Annotated in this window: 16 protein-coding genes, 1 tRNA gene, 1 other RNA gene, 1 pseudogene and 1 other annotated feature; of the genes and pseudogenes, 13 read left to right on the top strand and 6 right to left on the bottom strand. The window is 34.3% G+C overall.

Translation table 11 applies throughout. The features are described from left to right. Window positions 1-4: 4 nt before the first annotated feature. Window positions 5-964 (bottom strand): YaaC family protein, encoded by a 960-nt coding sequence (locus RAH41_RS22240; RefSeq protein WP_331225439.1) that lies wholly within the window; start codon window positions 962-964, stop codon window positions 5-7. A gap of 115 nt (window positions 965-1,079) precedes the next feature. On the opposite strand from RAH41_RS22240, the gene guaB reads away from it, so the two are divergent. The 5 genes from guaB (at window position 1,080) to serS (ending at window position 7,220) form a co-directional block, all read left to right on the top strand. Further along, window positions 1,080-2,543 (top strand): IMP dehydrogenase, encoded by a 1,464-nt coding sequence (gene guaB, locus RAH41_RS22235; protein WP_331225438.1) that lies wholly within the window; start codon window positions 1,080-1,082, stop codon window positions 2,541-2,543. A gap of 175 nt (window positions 2,544-2,718) precedes the next feature. Beyond that, a complete protein-coding gene (locus tag RAH41_RS22230) occupies window positions 2,719-3,984 on the top strand; it encodes a serine hydrolase (protein WP_419471643.1) in 1,266 nt (421 codons plus the stop codon). A 133-nt stretch (window positions 3,985-4,117) separates the two neighbouring features. Next, complete coding sequence (pdxS, locus tag RAH41_RS22225; protein WP_056471238.1) at window positions 4,118-5,002, top strand: pyridoxal 5'-phosphate synthase lyase subunit PdxS; 885 nt, start codon at window positions 4,118-4,120, stop codon at window positions 5,000-5,002. Window positions 5,003-5,014: 12 nt separating this feature from the next. Then, the gene (gene pdxT / locus RAH41_RS22220) at window positions 5,015-5,602 is read left to right on the top strand and encodes a pyridoxal 5'-phosphate synthase glutaminase subunit PdxT (protein WP_331225436.1); all 588 of its coding nucleotides are present in this window, start codon (window positions 5,015-5,017) and stop codon (window positions 5,600-5,602) included. 50 nt (window positions 5,603-5,652) lie between these two features. Next, window positions 5,653-5,878, top strand: a binding site (T-box leader). 67 nt (window positions 5,879-5,945) lie between these two features. Further along, the gene (gene serS, locus RAH41_RS22215) at window positions 5,946-7,220 is read left to right on the top strand and encodes a serine--tRNA ligase (protein ID WP_331225435.1); all 1,275 of its coding nucleotides are present in this window, start codon (window positions 5,946-5,948) and stop codon (window positions 7,218-7,220) included. A gap of 97 nt (window positions 7,221-7,317) precedes the next feature. Here the strand turns inward: serS and RAH41_RS22210 are convergent. Together RAH41_RS22210 and RAH41_RS22205 are read right to left on the bottom strand one after the other, a co-directional pair. Then, a pseudogene (locus tag RAH41_RS22210) lies at window positions 7,318-7,974 on the bottom strand (carbon starvation CstA family protein); the annotation flags it as partial. A 37-nt stretch (window positions 7,975-8,011) separates the two neighbouring features. Further along, window positions 8,012-8,218, bottom strand: a complete 207-nt coding sequence (locus tag RAH41_RS22205) for a hypothetical protein (RefSeq protein ID WP_331225434.1) — start codon at window positions 8,216-8,218, stop codon at window positions 8,012-8,014. A 170-nt stretch (window positions 8,219-8,388) separates the two neighbouring features. Here RAH41_RS22205 and RAH41_RS22200 point away from each other — a divergent pair. Beyond that, window positions 8,389-8,481 (top strand) — tRNA-Ser (locus RAH41_RS22200). 170 nt (window positions 8,482-8,651) lie between these two features. On the opposite strand, the gene RAH41_RS22195 is transcribed toward RAH41_RS22200, so the two are convergent. From RAH41_RS22195 to RAH41_RS22185, 3 genes are all read right to left on the bottom strand, one after another. After that, a complete protein-coding gene (locus RAH41_RS22195) occupies window positions 8,652-9,326 on the bottom strand; it encodes a deoxynucleoside kinase (RefSeq protein ID WP_056471221.1) in 675 nt (224 codons plus the stop codon). Continuing rightward, the gene (locus RAH41_RS22190; protein WP_088015026.1) at window positions 9,323-9,964 is read right to left on the bottom strand and encodes a deoxynucleoside kinase; all 642 of its coding nucleotides are present in this window, start codon (window positions 9,962-9,964) and stop codon (window positions 9,323-9,325) included. Before RAH41_RS22190 ends, RAH41_RS22195 begins: the two co-directional genes overlap by 4 nt. A gap of 106 nt (window positions 9,965-10,070) precedes the next feature. Continuing rightward, window positions 10,071-10,664, bottom strand: a complete 594-nt coding sequence (locus RAH41_RS22185) for an isochorismatase family cysteine hydrolase (protein ID WP_331225433.1) — start codon at window positions 10,662-10,664, stop codon at window positions 10,071-10,073. 82 nt (window positions 10,665-10,746) lie between these two features. Between RAH41_RS22185 and tadA the strand changes: the two genes are divergently transcribed. The 7 genes from tadA to RAH41_RS22150 all read left to right on the top strand — a co-directional run bounded on the left by tadA (window position 10,747) and on the right by RAH41_RS22150 (window position 14,973). After that, entirely contained in the window at window positions 10,747-11,220 is a 474-nt protein-coding gene (gene tadA, locus RAH41_RS22180) for a tRNA adenosine(34) deaminase TadA (RefSeq protein WP_331225432.1), read from the top strand. 84 nt (window positions 11,221-11,304) lie between these two features. Continuing rightward, window positions 11,305-11,569, top strand: an RNA gene (gene ffs / locus RAH41_RS22175) — signal recognition particle sRNA large type. A 121-nt stretch (window positions 11,570-11,690) separates the two neighbouring features. Continuing rightward, window positions 11,691-13,376 carry a DNA polymerase III subunit gamma/tau gene (gene dnaX, locus RAH41_RS22170; RefSeq protein ID WP_331225431.1) on the top strand — a complete coding sequence of 562 codons (1,686 nt, stop codon included), beginning with the start codon at window positions 11,691-11,693 and terminating at the stop codon, window positions 13,374-13,376. A gap of 20 nt (window positions 13,377-13,396) precedes the next feature. Then, complete coding sequence (locus RAH41_RS22165; RefSeq protein WP_098231028.1) at window positions 13,397-13,723, top strand: YbaB/EbfC family nucleoid-associated protein; 327 nt, start codon at window positions 13,397-13,399, stop codon at window positions 13,721-13,723. Between the two features lie 12 nt (window positions 13,724-13,735). After that, a complete protein-coding gene (gene recR, locus RAH41_RS22160) occupies window positions 13,736-14,332 on the top strand; it encodes a recombination mediator RecR (protein ID WP_056471203.1) in 597 nt (198 codons plus the stop codon). A 23-nt stretch (window positions 14,333-14,355) separates the two neighbouring features. Beyond that, the gene (locus RAH41_RS22155) at window positions 14,356-14,583 is read left to right on the top strand and encodes a YaaL family protein (RefSeq protein WP_056471200.1); all 228 of its coding nucleotides are present in this window, start codon (window positions 14,356-14,358) and stop codon (window positions 14,581-14,583) included. Between the two features lie 123 nt (window positions 14,584-14,706). Then, window positions 14,707-14,973 carry a pro-sigmaK processing inhibitor BofA family protein gene (locus RAH41_RS22150; protein ID WP_331225430.1) on the top strand — a complete coding sequence of 89 codons (267 nt, stop codon included), beginning with the start codon at window positions 14,707-14,709 and terminating at the stop codon, window positions 14,971-14,973. Window positions 14,974-15,135 lie beyond the last annotated feature (162 nt).

The raw sequence follows: 15,135 nt of genomic DNA, 5'->3' as shown, positions 1-15,135 counted from the left end.
TGGTTTATGTAGTTAAAAAACGATGGATTAAATAAGGGATTTTTTGTTCTGTTGTTGTCAAAAATTGGTTTATCAAAGGATAGTCATCAGTAGAATAAGTCTGTAAAAGTTCACACCACCAGTCAGTTTCATAGCGACAAATCATACTCAAGTTATATAAAAGTAGATAGTGATAGAGAATTTCAGGCAACAATGAAAACGCTTCTTTTTGTGATTTTATAAAATAATTTTGATTTAATATATTAAAATAAAATGGTGCTTTATTTAAAATTTTATCAGGAAAATTTGACTTAATTTTAATTTGCTTTTGATTCTGTTCTACAATTACAATATCTATTGAAGCTTGCTTTGATTGAAGAAATGAAATAAAACGTTCAGAAGTAAAATGATAAGATGACAAAATTTGTTCAGGTAGAGTGATTACATCACGATCAACAGTAGTTGGGAAAAATAAATTTCCTTTTTTTGTAATTTTAAGGACTTTATTTAATTCCGGTATTGATTGTAAAAGCTGAAGCATTGTAAACTTTTCGTTTTCTAAATTATTTAGATTAAATAATACTTTAGAAGCATGAGTAAATAATCCATTTTTTTGAATTTTTACTTCGTCATCAACAAAAGAGTATCCTACTTTTTTTATTTTTCTTGAGGTAACACCATGAGCTAGGATTGCAGTAGTACTCGGATAATCAGGATCTACAGTAAGGATGCAAGCTTTTAATAATTGTACTAGTCCATAAAACAGTAATGTAGGTTTTACATTAATTTGAGAATTTTGAGCTGCATGAAAATAACTTTTCCCATGCTCAATATAATATAAAAATGGATAAGCATTTCGGAAAGCCTTTGTTTTTTGTTCTTTGGAATTAGTTCGTTCATATTTTGTTTGAAGATAGTTTTTGGAATATTGCGCAGAGCTAAAATAACATAGCTCATCCCATACATTACTATACGAGTATAACATAAGAGAGGAACTCCTTATTAACTGAATATTTAAACATAATTTGACTTCCTTGACAGTGTTTTATCCTATTGTTAATCTACTAATAATATTTATACGTGTATAGGGGGGCTTTTTTATGTGGGAATCAAAATTCGTAAAAGAAGGACTTACTTTTGATGATGTATTACTAGTTCCAGCGAAATCTGAAGTACTTCCAAATCAAGTTGATGTAAGTGTGAGATTAACTGAAAAAATTCAATTAAATATTCCATTAATCAGCGCAGGGATGGATACAGTTACAGAAGCAGATATGGCTATTGCAATGGCTAGACAAGGTGGACTAGGTATCATCCACAAAAATATGTCAATTGAAGAGCAAGCTGAACAGGTAGACAAAGTAAAGCGTTCTGAAAGTGGTGTAATTGATGATCCATTCTTCTTAACACCATCTCATAAAGTAGCAGACGCTGAATATTTAATGGGTAAATATCGTATTTCAGGTGTACCAATCGTAAATGATACAGAGAATAGAAAATTAGTAGGTATTTTAACAAATCGTGATTTACGTTTTATTCAAGATTACTCAATTGTTATTTCAGATGTTATGACAAAAGAACATTTAGTAACTGCTCCTGTTGGAACTACACTTGCAGAAGCAGAGAAAATTCTTCAAAAACATAAAATCGAAAAGCTACCCCTAGTTAATGAAGACGGTACTTTAAAGGGCCTAATTACAATTAAGGATATTGAAAAAGTAATTGAGTTTCCAAACTCAGCGAAAGATCAACAAGGACGTTTACTTGTAGGTGCAGCTGTAGGAGTAACAAAAGATGCACTTCAAAGAGTAGAGTTATTAGTGAAGGCTAATGTCGATGTAATTGTAATTGATACAGCACATGGTCACTCTAAAGGTGTAATTGAAAAAGTAAAAGAAATTAGAAGTAGATTCCCAGAATTAGCAATAATCGCCGGTAACGTTGCAACAGGTGAAGCAACGAAAGAACTTATTGAAGCTGGAGCAGATATCGTAAAAGTTGGTATTGGACCAGGTTCTATCTGTACAACTCGAGTTGTTGCTGGAGTAGGTGTTCCTCAACTAACTGCAGTTTATGACTGTGCTTCTGTTGCTAGAGAGTACGGAGTTCCTATTATTGCAGATGGCGGTATTAAGTACTCTGGTGATATTGTTAAAGCTCTTGCAGCTGGTGGACATGTTGTTATGTTAGGTAGTATGTTTGCTGGTGTACAAGAAAGCCCAGGTGAAACAGAAATTTTCCAAGGTAGACAGTTTAAAGTATACCGTGGTATGGGTTCTGTTGGTGCAATGGAAAGAGGAAGTAAAGATCGTTATTTCCAAGAAGGTAATAAAAAACTAGTTCCTGAAGGTATCGAAGGACGTGTTCCATATAAAGGCCCATTAGCTGATACAGTTCACCAACTAATTGGTGGAATTAGAGCCGGTATGGGTTACTGTGGTACTGCTACATTAAATGAATTAAGAGATAACGCACAGTTTATTCGTATGTCTGGTGCTGGACTACGTGAAAGTCATCCACACGATGTTCATATTACAAAAGAAGCACCAAATTACTCATTATAATAATTTAAGCAATGTACCTAGGGCAATTACAAGAAATTGTAGTTGCCTATTTTTTGGGAAATAATTGTGTTAAAATGAACAAGTGAGATTAAAGGTTGGAGGTAAAACAGTGATTGGAAAGAAAATACTAACGAAATTAATCGTAATTGCATTAGCGATAACTATAATAATTCCAATGAATTTACGACCGGCTGCTGCAGAAGACGTTTTAGACATTAAAGCTAAAGCAGCAATTTTAGTAGATGCAAATTCAGGGAAAATATTATATGAAAAAAATTCAAAAGCTCCATTACCGATTGCAAGTATGTCAAAAATGATGACAGAATATCTAGTTAATGAAGCGGTAAAAAATGGGAAAATTTCTTGGGACGAGAAGGTAACTGTATCTGATTATGCTCATAAAATTTCTCAAAACACTGGATTATCTAACGTACCACTTGAATTAGGTGGTCAATATACGGTAAGAGAATTATACGAAGCAGCTGCTATTTATTCAGCAAATGGTGCAACAATTGCTCTAGCAGAAAAAATTGGTGGTTCTGAGAAAAACTTCGTCCAGTTAATGAACGATAAAGCAAAGAAACTAGGCCTAGGAGACGTTAAATTCGTTAATGCTACTGGCTTAGTAAACAAAGACTTACAAGGTATGCAACCAGAGGGAACTGCCATAACTGATGAAAATATTATGTCAGCAAATGGTGTTGCAAAATTAGCTTATAATCTAATTAAAACATATCCTGAAGTACTTCAAACTTCTTCAATTCCAAAGAAAACTTTCCAAGAAGGTGGAAAGTATCCAGTAAAAATGGATAACTGGAACTGGATGTTACCAGGGTTAGTATTTCAATACCCAGGTATGGATGGTTTAAAAACAGGTTCAACAGATTCAGCTGGCTTCTGTTTTGCTGGAACGGCTAAAAGAGATGGTCAACGTTATATTACAGTTGTAATGGGGGCAAATTCTTATAACTCAAGATTTAGTGAAACAGCTAAATTAATGGATTACGGTTTCAGTAACTTCGAAAAAGTTACATTGGTATCAAAAGGTCAAACAGTAAAAGGTAATAAAACAGTTAAAGTTGTTAAAGGTAAAGATAAAGAAGTAAAAGTAGTAGCAAAAGACGACGTTACTTTAGCTATAAAACGCGGTGAAGCTAAAAATTATAAAGCAACAGTCCAATTATCAGGTAAATCAATTGATAAAGATGGCAATATTAAAGCTCCAATTAAAAAAGGAACAAAGGTTGGACAAATTGTGGTTAAATCTTCAAATAATGAAGATTTAGGATTTATCAATACTAATAATCAATCATATGATTTAGTAGTCGATAAGAGTGTTGATAAAGCAAATTGGTTAGTTTTATCGTTTAGAGGAATTGGATCATTTTTTGGGAATTTATGGGATAGTATCATAAGTGGTATTGGTGGTTTATTTAAATAAATTTCTATATAAATAATCAGTAATTGTTAAGTTGTCATTTTTTCAGTAAAATAAAAGTAAGGTAACTTTAACTAGGGGAAGAGAAATACTAAAATGTTACCAAGTAAGCTTTAATAAATGGAGGGGCATAACAATGAATTTAACAGGAACAGAACGTGTAAAACGCGGCATGGCAGAAATGCAAAAAGGCGGCGTTATTATGGACGTAGTAAATGCTGAGCAAGCTAAAATTGCAGAAGCTGCTGGTGCAGTAGCAGTAATGGCATTAGAAAAGGTACCATCTGATATTCGTGCAGCTGGTGGAGTAGCTCGTATGGCTGATACAAGTATTACTGAGGAAATTCTTAACGCTGTTAGTATTCCTGTAATGGCTAAAGCTCGTATTGGACATATCGTTGAAGCGCGTGTTTTAGAAGCAATGGGAGTAGATTACATCGATGAGAGTGAAGTATTATCTCCAGCAGATGATATCTTCCATATTAATAAATCAGATTACACTGTTCCATTCGTTTGTGGTTGCCGTAACTTAGGTGAAGCACTTCGTCGTATTGGTGAAGGCGCATCTATGCTACGTACAAAAGGTGAGCCTGGTACTGGGAACATTGTAGAAGCAGTACGTCACTTACGCCAAATTAACGGAGAAATCCGCAAAGTAGTTGGTTTATCTCGTGATGAATTAATGGTTGAAGCTAAAAACCTTGGCGCTCCATTCGAATTATTACTTCAAATTAAAGAGCTTGGTCGTTTACCGGTTGTTAACTTTGCGGCTGGCGGCGTAGCAACACCTGCAGACGCAGCTTTAATGATGGAATTAGGAGCTGACGGTGTATTCGTAGGATCTGGAATCTTCAAGTCAGAAAACCCTGAGAAATTTGCTCGTGCGATTGTACAAGCTACTACTCACTATCAAGATTATGAGTTAATTGCTAACCTTTCTAAAAACTTAGGTCCTGCTATGAAAGGTATCGATATGAGACAACTTGCTGCAGCAGATCGTATGCAAGATCGTAGCATTTAAGTTGGTGAATTTATGAGAATAGGTGTATTAGCGTTACAAGGTGCAGTTCAAGAACATATAAATGCAATTAAAGCATGTGGTGCTGAAGCTGTTATCGTAAAACGTGTAGAGCATTTAGATGGACTTGATGGTATTGTATTACCTGGTGGAGAGAGCACTGCGATGCGTAAGTTGCTTGACCACGTTGGGTTATTAGAACCATTAAAAGAGAAAATCGAAAATGGTTTACCAGCATTCGGTACATGTGCAGGCATGATCTTACTTTCAAAAGAGATTGCAAATGATGACACGGTGCATCTTGGAGTTATGGATATGGTAGCTGAACGTAATGCTTATGGTAGACAAGTGGATAGTTTTGAAGTAAACATCCCAATAAAAGGTGTATGTGAAGACTACCCAGCTGTATTTATCAGAGCACCATTTATTCGTTCAGTATCAGGTGATGCAGAGATTATTGCAGAACATGATGGTAATATTGTAGCGGTTAGACAAAACCACATGTTAGCAGCATCTTTCCATCCAGAATTAACGAATGATTACCGTTTTATGAATTACTTTGTAGAGATGGTTAAGGAAAAAAGTGCAAATCTAAGTATGTAACTATTGAAAAAAGTAAAAGCTTATAGTAAATTATTATATAATTTAAATTTTCTAAAGCGATGAAAGAAAATAGTAGCAAGATCTAAATTTATAGAGAGTCGGTGGTTGGTGCAAACCGATAATGAAGACTTGTGAATCCATTCTTGAGCGGGTTACGGAATGCCAAACAGCTAGTAAGTAACCCCGGTACTATAGTCCGTTAACTATACTAAGGTGGAAGGATTATTTATTAATTCTTCAATTAGGGTGGCAACGCGGGTAGCTCTCGTCCCTTTTATGGGATGAGGGCTTTTTTGTATTTATTTTTATCCTTTAGTCAATAAAAGAATAGGAGGAATTAAAAATGTTAGACATTAAATTATTACGTAGTAATTTTGAAGACGTTAAAGCAAAACTTCAGTTACGTGGTGGCGACATAAGCTATATCGAAAAATTTGAAGACTTAGATTTAAACCGTAGAGAATTGCTTGTTCAAGTTGAAGGTTTAAAAAGCCGACGAAATGAAGTTAGCCAAGAAATTAGTGTATTAAAACGTGAGAAAAAAGATGCAGAAGCACTAATTGTTGAGATGAGAGAAGTTGGAGATAAAATTAAAGCTCTAGACGAAGAGATTAGAACTTTAGAAGAACAACTAGATGCTATTTTATTCACAATTCCAAACTTAGTTAGTGATTCAGTACCAGTTGGATTAACAGAAGAAGATAATGTAGAAATTCGTAGAATAGGTGAAGTTCGTACATTTGATTTTGAACCAAAGGCACATTGGGACTTAGGTGTTGATTTAGATATATTAGACTTCGAACGAGGAGCAAAAGTTACTGGTAGTCGTTTTACTTTCTATAAAGGCTTAGGAGCTAGACTTGAACGTGCTTTAATAAGCTTTATGTTAGATCTTCATACAGAGGAGCACGGATACACTGAAGTACTACCGCCAAACCTTGTAAATCGTGCTAGTATGATCGGCACAGGACAACTACCAAAATTCGAGGAAGACGCATTTCGTATTGAGAAAGAAGACTTTTTCTTAGTACCTACAGCAGAAGTACCTGTAACAAACTATCACCGTGACGAAATTCTTGATGTTAATCAATTACCAATTGCATATACTGCATATAGCGCGTGTTTCCGCTCTGAGGCAGGTTCTGCTGGCCGTGATACACGAGGATTAATTCGCCAGCATCAGTTTAATAAAGTTGAACTAGTGCGCTTTGTAAAACCTGAAGATTCTTATCTAGAGTTAGAGAAATTAACAGCACAAGCTGAAAAAGTTCTTCAATTATTAGGATTACCATACCGTGTTATTACACTATGTGCTGGAGATATTGGATTTTCTTCTGCAAAAACGTATGATATTGAAGTTTGGTTACCAAGCTATGATGCATACAAAGAAATTTCTTCTTGTAGTAATTTTGAGGCGTTTCAAGCAAGAAGAGCGAATATACGCTTCAGACGTGATCCAAAAGGAAAACCAGAATTTGTTCATACATTAAACGGTTCTGGTTTAGCAATAGGACGTACCGTTTCTGCAATTTTAGAAAACTACCAACAAGCAGATGGTTCAGTTATTATTCCTGAAGTTCTTCGTCCGTATATGGGTGGAAAAGAAGTAATTAAATAACTAAAAAAGCAGATGGTTTTGAGAAATGATTCTCAGGTCCATCTGCTTTTATTTAGAAAACATTAATTTTATTACTAGGAGTGTTCCACAAATCCATTCATTTTTTAATAGCTGAAATTATAATTACGACACCTAAAACTAACATAATAATAGATAAGACGCATTTTACACACTATAGCAGGTTGCATTATGGTTTAGTTAAACATATTAATCATCCAGTATCTTACATAATTTACAGTGATAAATAGAAAGGCATGAAGAACCAAACATGTTAGCATATAGCACCGTTTACCAGCTAACTATAATAGCACTGTTGCCCCAATGATTAATCGAATAGAAGTCATTGATTGATTAGTTTCACCAGATAATGCCCATATTGAACCGGTTTTCCCTGAAAATAAGAGATATCCCTACATAAACCATGATGCTAGCGTACTAGAAATAAACTGCTCCTGGTAGCCAGTCTATTTTCTTCAATGGTTTATACTATTCAGCAAAGAAAACTTAAATTAAATATCGTGCTACTCGAATTCCAGCGTCAATTGTTGTTAAAATAAATACAGCTTCGAACTTAACCACAAACTGGAACAAATATGTTGCTAGGTGACTGAACCAAATATGTACGTCAACCAACCATCAAAGTAACAGCACCATCAGTACGTCCTTCAGACTTAATCCAATTTCTTTACTAAGTTTCAGGTAAGTGGACAACATTCATTTTTAACGTTTTAAAAACTTCTGATAAGGGAGTAGACTTTGGCAGTTTAATTGGCGGTCCGGTTGTTGGATTTTTAAGTAAAGGCTCCCAATATAATAATTAGAATCATTTTTGCAACAAAGGAGTGTTCACTTTGTATCATTTGTCTAAATGCCTTCATCCTTGAAAGTAAAAAGACGAGTATAACTGAATACCCACTCGTTCTAGCATCAGCGATATTAATTCGACTATTTATTTCTCCATAACCATTTCTAATATTGTTAAATAATAGTACTATCATAAAGGGTTTTCTGTATTTTTTTCTATATAAAAGGTGTATATTTTAATAATTAGATGACGATAATACATGTTGTAAAAGAGTAGTTTTTATTTCAAAAAAAAAATATAATTTTTTTAAGAAGAATGCTTGACCTTATTTTTTTTATATGATATTATAATTCTTGTCAATACGGAGTAATACCCAAGTCTGGCTGAAGGGATCGGTCTTGAAAACCGACAGGGGTGTAACAGCCCGCGGGGGTTCGAATCCCTCTTACTCCTCCATTTTTAAAAATTAAAAGAGTGCATATATATTGAAAAACTCGTTACATATCGTAACGAGTTTTTTGTTTGTTTTTATTAAACATATCCATTCAAACGACAAAGAAAAAGCTGCAAACTTTACATGGTATAGTTTGCAGCTTTTTTTATATGTTGTCTTCTACATTTCTTTATTATCTAGATTTCATATATTTTTGTGAATGATTTAGTACGTTCCCAATTTTCTTAACGATTTCTTCGACAGAAGATTCATTTTTAATTAAATCATACTCGCTAATACTTAAACGAAGAACAGGACAAGCGTTAAAGTTATTAATCCAGTTTTCGTAACGTGTATTCATTTCTTTCCAATATTCAATAGGAGTTTGTTGCTCCATTGGACGTCCACGCTCTTTAATTCTCTCAACAACTTCATCGAATGTTCCTTCTAAGTAAATTAATAAATCAGGAGCTGGGAAATAAGGTGACATAACCATAGCATCAAAAAGGCTAGTATATGTTTCGTAGTCTACTTCACTCATCGTTCCTTTTTCATAATGCATTTTCGCGAAGATGCCAGTATCCTCATAAATTGAACGGTCTTGTATAAATCCACCGCCATATTCAAACATTCTTTTTTGTTCTTTGAATCGCTCTGCTAAGAAGTATATTTGTAAATGGAAGCTCCATCGAGCAAAATCTTGATAAAATTTATCTAGGTAGGGGTTTGTATCTACTTTTTCAAATGATGTACGAAAGTTTAGCGCATCTGCAAGCGCATTGGTCATAGTAGATTTTCCTACACCTACAGTTCCAGCAATTGTAATAACTGCATCGTTTCGTATTCCGTATTTTTCACGTAAGTTCATATACTTCTTAGCTCCTTTTGTAAGGTGTTTTCTAACGATTCAAGTATCATCGTTAAATCTCTCGGGTTATTAACGAAGTCTATTTGATCACCGTCAAATTTTAGTACTGGAATTTCAGGGTATTTAGCTTGAAATTCTTTCATATGTGTCTCGTAATCTTCAATTAACTGAAGTAGGTACTGGTCCTCGATCAACTGTTCGAATTCTCTACCACGAAGTTGAATGCGCTTTTGTAGCGTTTCAAGGCTTGCCGTTAAATAAATAACCACATTTGGCTTTGGCATATCCTCAGTTAATATTTGATATATTTTTAAATATTTATCATGCTGCTTTTCTTTTAATGTTCTGCTAGCAAAAATTAAATTCTTAAGGATGTGGTAGTCTGCAACCACTGGAATCGATTTATTAAGAAACATTCTGTCTATATCTTCTAATTGTTTAAATCGATTACAAAGGAAAAACATTTCTGTTTGGAAACTCCACTCTTCAATGTCTGTATAAAACTTACCCAAAAAAGGATTTTCATCTACAATTTCTTTTAATAGTTCATAATGAAAGTGTTCAGAGATCGCTTTGGATAGAGATGTTTTTCCGACACCAATTGGTCCTTCTACTGTTATAAAAGGTACACGTATCATCTCTTGTCCTCCTTACTAGTCAAATTCCGTATCATACTCAAAAAACATACAGAAACTATTTTAACATACTGTAGTCAGGCGGAATACCATTTTAAAATTTTTCCAATTACTGATAATGATTGTTTATTAAATGGTTAATGATTTCTTCGATTTCTTGAGTTTGAATAACCTTTGCATTTAAAATGTCTTTCATCATATAAATTGCAACCTTCTCATCATAATCAGTAACCGAGGAAATTGCATCTTGAGGTATAATTAAGTTATAATCCCGCATAAATGCATCATTTGCTGTAAAAAGTACACAGCGATTTCCTGCAACACCTACAATAACCAAATGTGTAATGTTTAATTTTTTAAGTAATTCGTCTAAATTCGTTAAGTAAAAGCCTGAGTAGTTAGGTTTAAAGATAAAATAATCGTCTTCGCTCGGTTGTATATGCTTTATTAAGTCGTAGCTTAAAGGATTTAGACAATGTTGAATAAGTTTTTTTTGAGTCGGGTTTTCGATTTTATAATGATCATTAACGTATATAGTAGGAAGTTTTTTATTTTTAAAAATGCTTCTTATGTAATTTATTTTCGGAACCATATGGATTGATTTTTCGGCGAGAACACTTCCGTGTTTAAAAGTAAATGAGTTGATTAAATCGACAATTAATAATGCAGGCAAATGCTTGTCTTTTTGATTTGAAGAATTCAATCGGCTTCACTCCAATCTATGTTTAGTTTATCTACTCGCAAAGAGAATATTTGTTAGTTAAAGAAATAAAGAGGTGTAAAGTTTGAATAAAGATGAGTTTTATATGAAGCTGGCAATAGAGGAAGCCCTAAAAGCAGAGCAAATAGGAGAAGTACCGATTGGAGCTGTATTGGTTTATAACGACCAAGTCATTGCACGAGGTTATAATTTACGTGAAACAAAACAAACAGCTTTAGGTCACGCAGAAATGAGTACTATAGAAGATGCTTGTAAAGTCATTGATTCTTGGAGATTAGAGGAAACGACACTATATGTAACGTTGGAACCTTGTCCGATGTGCGCAGGTGCCATCATTCAATCAAGAATTCCAAGAGTCGTTTTCGGTGCAAAAGACCCTAAGGCAGGTTGCGGAGGATCAATATATAATCTTTTGCAAGAAGATCGATTTAACCATCGATGTGAAGTTAGTTCGGGTATATTAGAAGAAGAATGTGGTAAATTATTAACGGATTTCTTTAGAAAGCTGCGATCTAGAAAGAAAAATTTACCTTCATAAGGACAAGGATTGATTTTTTATTTCGGTTCGTATATACTTTAACTACCGCTTCAATCAGCGGTTTAAAATTAGGTTTTAACTTTGCCGTGCTAGGTGGGGAGGTAGCGGTGCCCTGTACTCGCAATCCGCTCTAGCGAGACTGAATTCCACTCCGAGGTGTATCTATTTCAGGGTCTGCCTTAAATAAGTGGTGTTGACGTCTGGGTCCTACGCAACGAGAACTCATGAACCTTGTCAGGTCCGGAAGGAAGCAGCAATAAGTGAGCCATCTCGTGTGCCGTAGGGGTGCCTGGGCCGAGCTAACTGTTTAAGTAACGCCTGGGGTAGTGCATCGACGAGTGGTGCACGGCAGTAACTTTATAAAAACTCACTCAATTTTGGGTGAGTTTTTTTGTTTTCTTTAAAATATTTTCCATGAAATCATTACATAGGGTATAATAATGATGACTTTGTAAGAAGGAGGAAACCAATTGACTTATCAAGCATTATATCGTTTGTGGAGACCGCAGCAATTTAAAGATGTCGTGGGTCAAGATCACATTATACGAACGTTACAAAACTCCCTTCTTCAGCAAAAAGTGTCACATGCATATTTGTTTACTGGTCCGCGTGGAACTGGTAAAACGAGTACAGCAAAAATCTTTGCAAAAGCTTTAAATTGTGAACATGCACCTACGAATGAACCTTGTAATGAGTGTTCCGTTTGTAAAGGAATTACTGATGGATCTATTTCAGATGTAATTGAGATTGATGCTGCATCAAATAATGGTGTAGATGAAATACGTGATATTCGAGAAAAAGTTAAATATGCTCCTTCTGTAGGCAAATTCAAAGTGTACATAATAGATGAGGTCCATATGTTATCAATAGGGGCTTTTAATGCATTATTAAAAACATTAGAAGAGCCTCCAAGTCACGTTATCTTTATATTAGCGACTACTGAACCACATAAAATTCCTTTGACGATTCTATCAAGATGTCAACGTTTTGACTTTCATAAGATAAGTGCTCAAACAATTTCGGGTCGATTGACAGTTGTACTGAATCATCAACAAACAGCAATTGAACCAGAAGCTTTGATGATGTTAGCTCGAGCAGCTGAAGGTGGAATGCGGGATGCACTAAGCATTCTGGATCAAGCTATTTCATATAGCGATGAATCCATTTCATTAGAAGATGTTTTAGCGGTAACAGGCACAGTGGCTCAAGAACGTTTAATATCCGTTGTTTCAGCAATAATAGATGGTAATGTGTCAGTTTGTTTAACTAATATTGAAGAATTATTAAACCAAGGTAAAGATCCAGTTCGGTTTATTGAAGATTTAACAGTCTATTATCGAGATATTCTATTATATAGGCACTCACCAAGTACGATTGAATTACTTGAGAGAGCAACAGTTAGCGATCGGTTTAAAGAGCTTTGCGATGCTTACAATGATGAGTTAGTTTATGAGATTATCGCTTCATTAAGTAAAAGTCAGCAAGAAATGAAATGGACTAATCATCCAAGAGTTTTACTTGAGGTCGCCATTGTACAACTTTGTCAAAAAGCTTCCGTGAGCGGTATCGGTAAAAAGCAAGATGAGCTGACACCATTAATTAATAAAATTAATGCTCTTGAAAAAGAAGTGAAATTTTTAAAGGAAAATGGTATTACAGTAAGTGGAACGAATGATTCCTCTACTAGCTCAAAACCGAAATTGAGTACATCTCGTTCGAAAATACCTAGTAGTTTAATACAAGGTGTATTAAGAGCTGCTTCTAAACCAGAAAAAAATAAAGTATTAGCCGTCTGGACATCACTTCAAGACCAATTAAGGCAACAAAATAAGGTTTCTACTGCGACACTAGTATCTTATGGTGAAGTTGTGGCAGCTTCTTCTGAACAGTGTATTGTTGCTTTTAAATCAGAGACAATCTGTGATTTAATAAATAATAATGGTGAACAAGAGCACTTAACAACAATTAATCAAACGTTATCTAATTTATTAAGTACAGATATGAGTATATTAGCAATTCCCGAAGAAGATTGGAGATCGACTAGGGATTCATTTTTAAATACAACGAAACAAAAAGAGATTTCAACAGAAGTTTCACCAATCGTACAAGAGGCAATCAATCTTGTCGGTGAAGATTTAGTAATTATTAAAGAATAACTATATTGGAGGAAATGAAAATGATGCGTGGCGGAATGGGCAATATGAATAATATGATGAAACAAATGCAAAAAATGCAAAAACAAATGGAACAAGCACAAAATGAATTAAACGAGCGTACATTTGTTGGTACAGCTGGCGGTGGAATGGTAACTGTTACAGCTAATGGTTTAAAGCAAATCGTTGAAGTTACTATTAAGGAAGATGTAGTAGATCCAGAAGATATCGAAATGCTACAAGATTTAGTATTAACTGCAACTAATGATGCGATTAAACAAATTGAAGATGCAACAGCTAAAACAATGGGGCAGTTTACTAAAGGAATGAATATTCCAGGTTTATTTTAAAGGGTAAGACAAATGCATTACCCTGAGCCGATATCCAAATTAATAGATAGTTTTATGAAATTGCCAGGGATTGGTCCTAAGACGGCAGTTCGACTGGCATTTTTTATGTTAGATATGAAGCAAGACGACGTGTTAGACTTTGCAAAATCAATGATAGATGCAAAAAGAAAACTACTTTACTGTTCAGAATGTGGCCATATTACTGATCAAGACCCTTGTTATATTTGTAGTGATCAACATCGAGACCGATCTACGATATGTGTAGTGCAGGATACGAAAGATGTTATTGCTATGGAAAAAATGAGAGAATATCAAGGTTTATATCATGTACTTCATGGTGCAATTTCTCCTATGGAGGGCGTTGGACCTGAAGACATTAAAATTATGGAATTATTGAGCAGACTAAAAGATGATGTAGTACAAGAAATTATTTTAGCTACCAACCCGAACATAGAGGGTGAAGCAACTGCTATGTATATTTCTAGGCTATTAAAATCTACGGGTATAAAAATTACTCGAATCGCACATGGTCTACCAGTAGGTGGAGACTTAGAATATGCAGATGAGGTTACACTCTCAAAAGCTCTGGAAGGTAGAAGAGAACTTTAGAAACTGATTAATGGAGAGAGACCATGGGTTTTTTTCGAAAAAAAGGAAAGATTCGTAAAGAATTTGATGAAAAGTTAGTTGATAGACTACATGACTACAAGGATATTTACTTAAGTCAGGTCGAGTTAATGGAAAGAAGTGTGGATCCACCAGATGATCTATTAATCCATGTTAAGCTTTATCAAGCTAAATATTTCTTCTTACTAAAAGAAGCAAAGGCTAGAAATGTTTTAATAACAAAAATGAAATAGATAAAAGAGTTTATTGTTTAGGCAATAGGCTCTTTTTTTATTAATGTTTTTTGTCATTGATTAGTTTCTTTTCTCATACAATCTTAGTAAAAGGTGTACAAGTTATATGAGGGGAGTTTTTTTGTGGTGAATAGTATTATTATGATTTCAGTTGTATTGTTTGTAATCTTATTTCTATTATTAGTAGGTCTACCTGTTAAAACTTTAAAACTAATTAGCAGATACGTACTAAGAGGAATTGTATGTGTCATGATTGTATTCATACTAAACTATGCTTTAGCTTCGAATAATTTTCATATTCCAATTAATGCTGTTACTTGTGCATTCTTAAGTGTATTAGGTGTTCCAGGTATTGTTGCGTTAAGTGTAATTGGCATTTATATCGTATAAAAAAAATATAAAAAAAGTTTCAAAAAAACTGTTGACCATTTATCGAGGGGATGTTATATTTATATACGTCGCTGATGGCGATAACAAAAAAGAAAATAACAACTGTTGACAGATTTTGTCGAAGGTGATAAACTGATTAAGTTGTTAAAAAAGCAAGATGAT

It is taken from the genome of Gottfriedia acidiceleris, assembly GCF_036421055.1.
Lineage (GTDB): Bacteria > Bacillota > Bacilli > Bacillales > Bacillaceae_G > Gottfriedia > Gottfriedia acidiceleris_C.
This window is presented reverse-complemented; position numbering and strand designations above follow the sequence as displayed.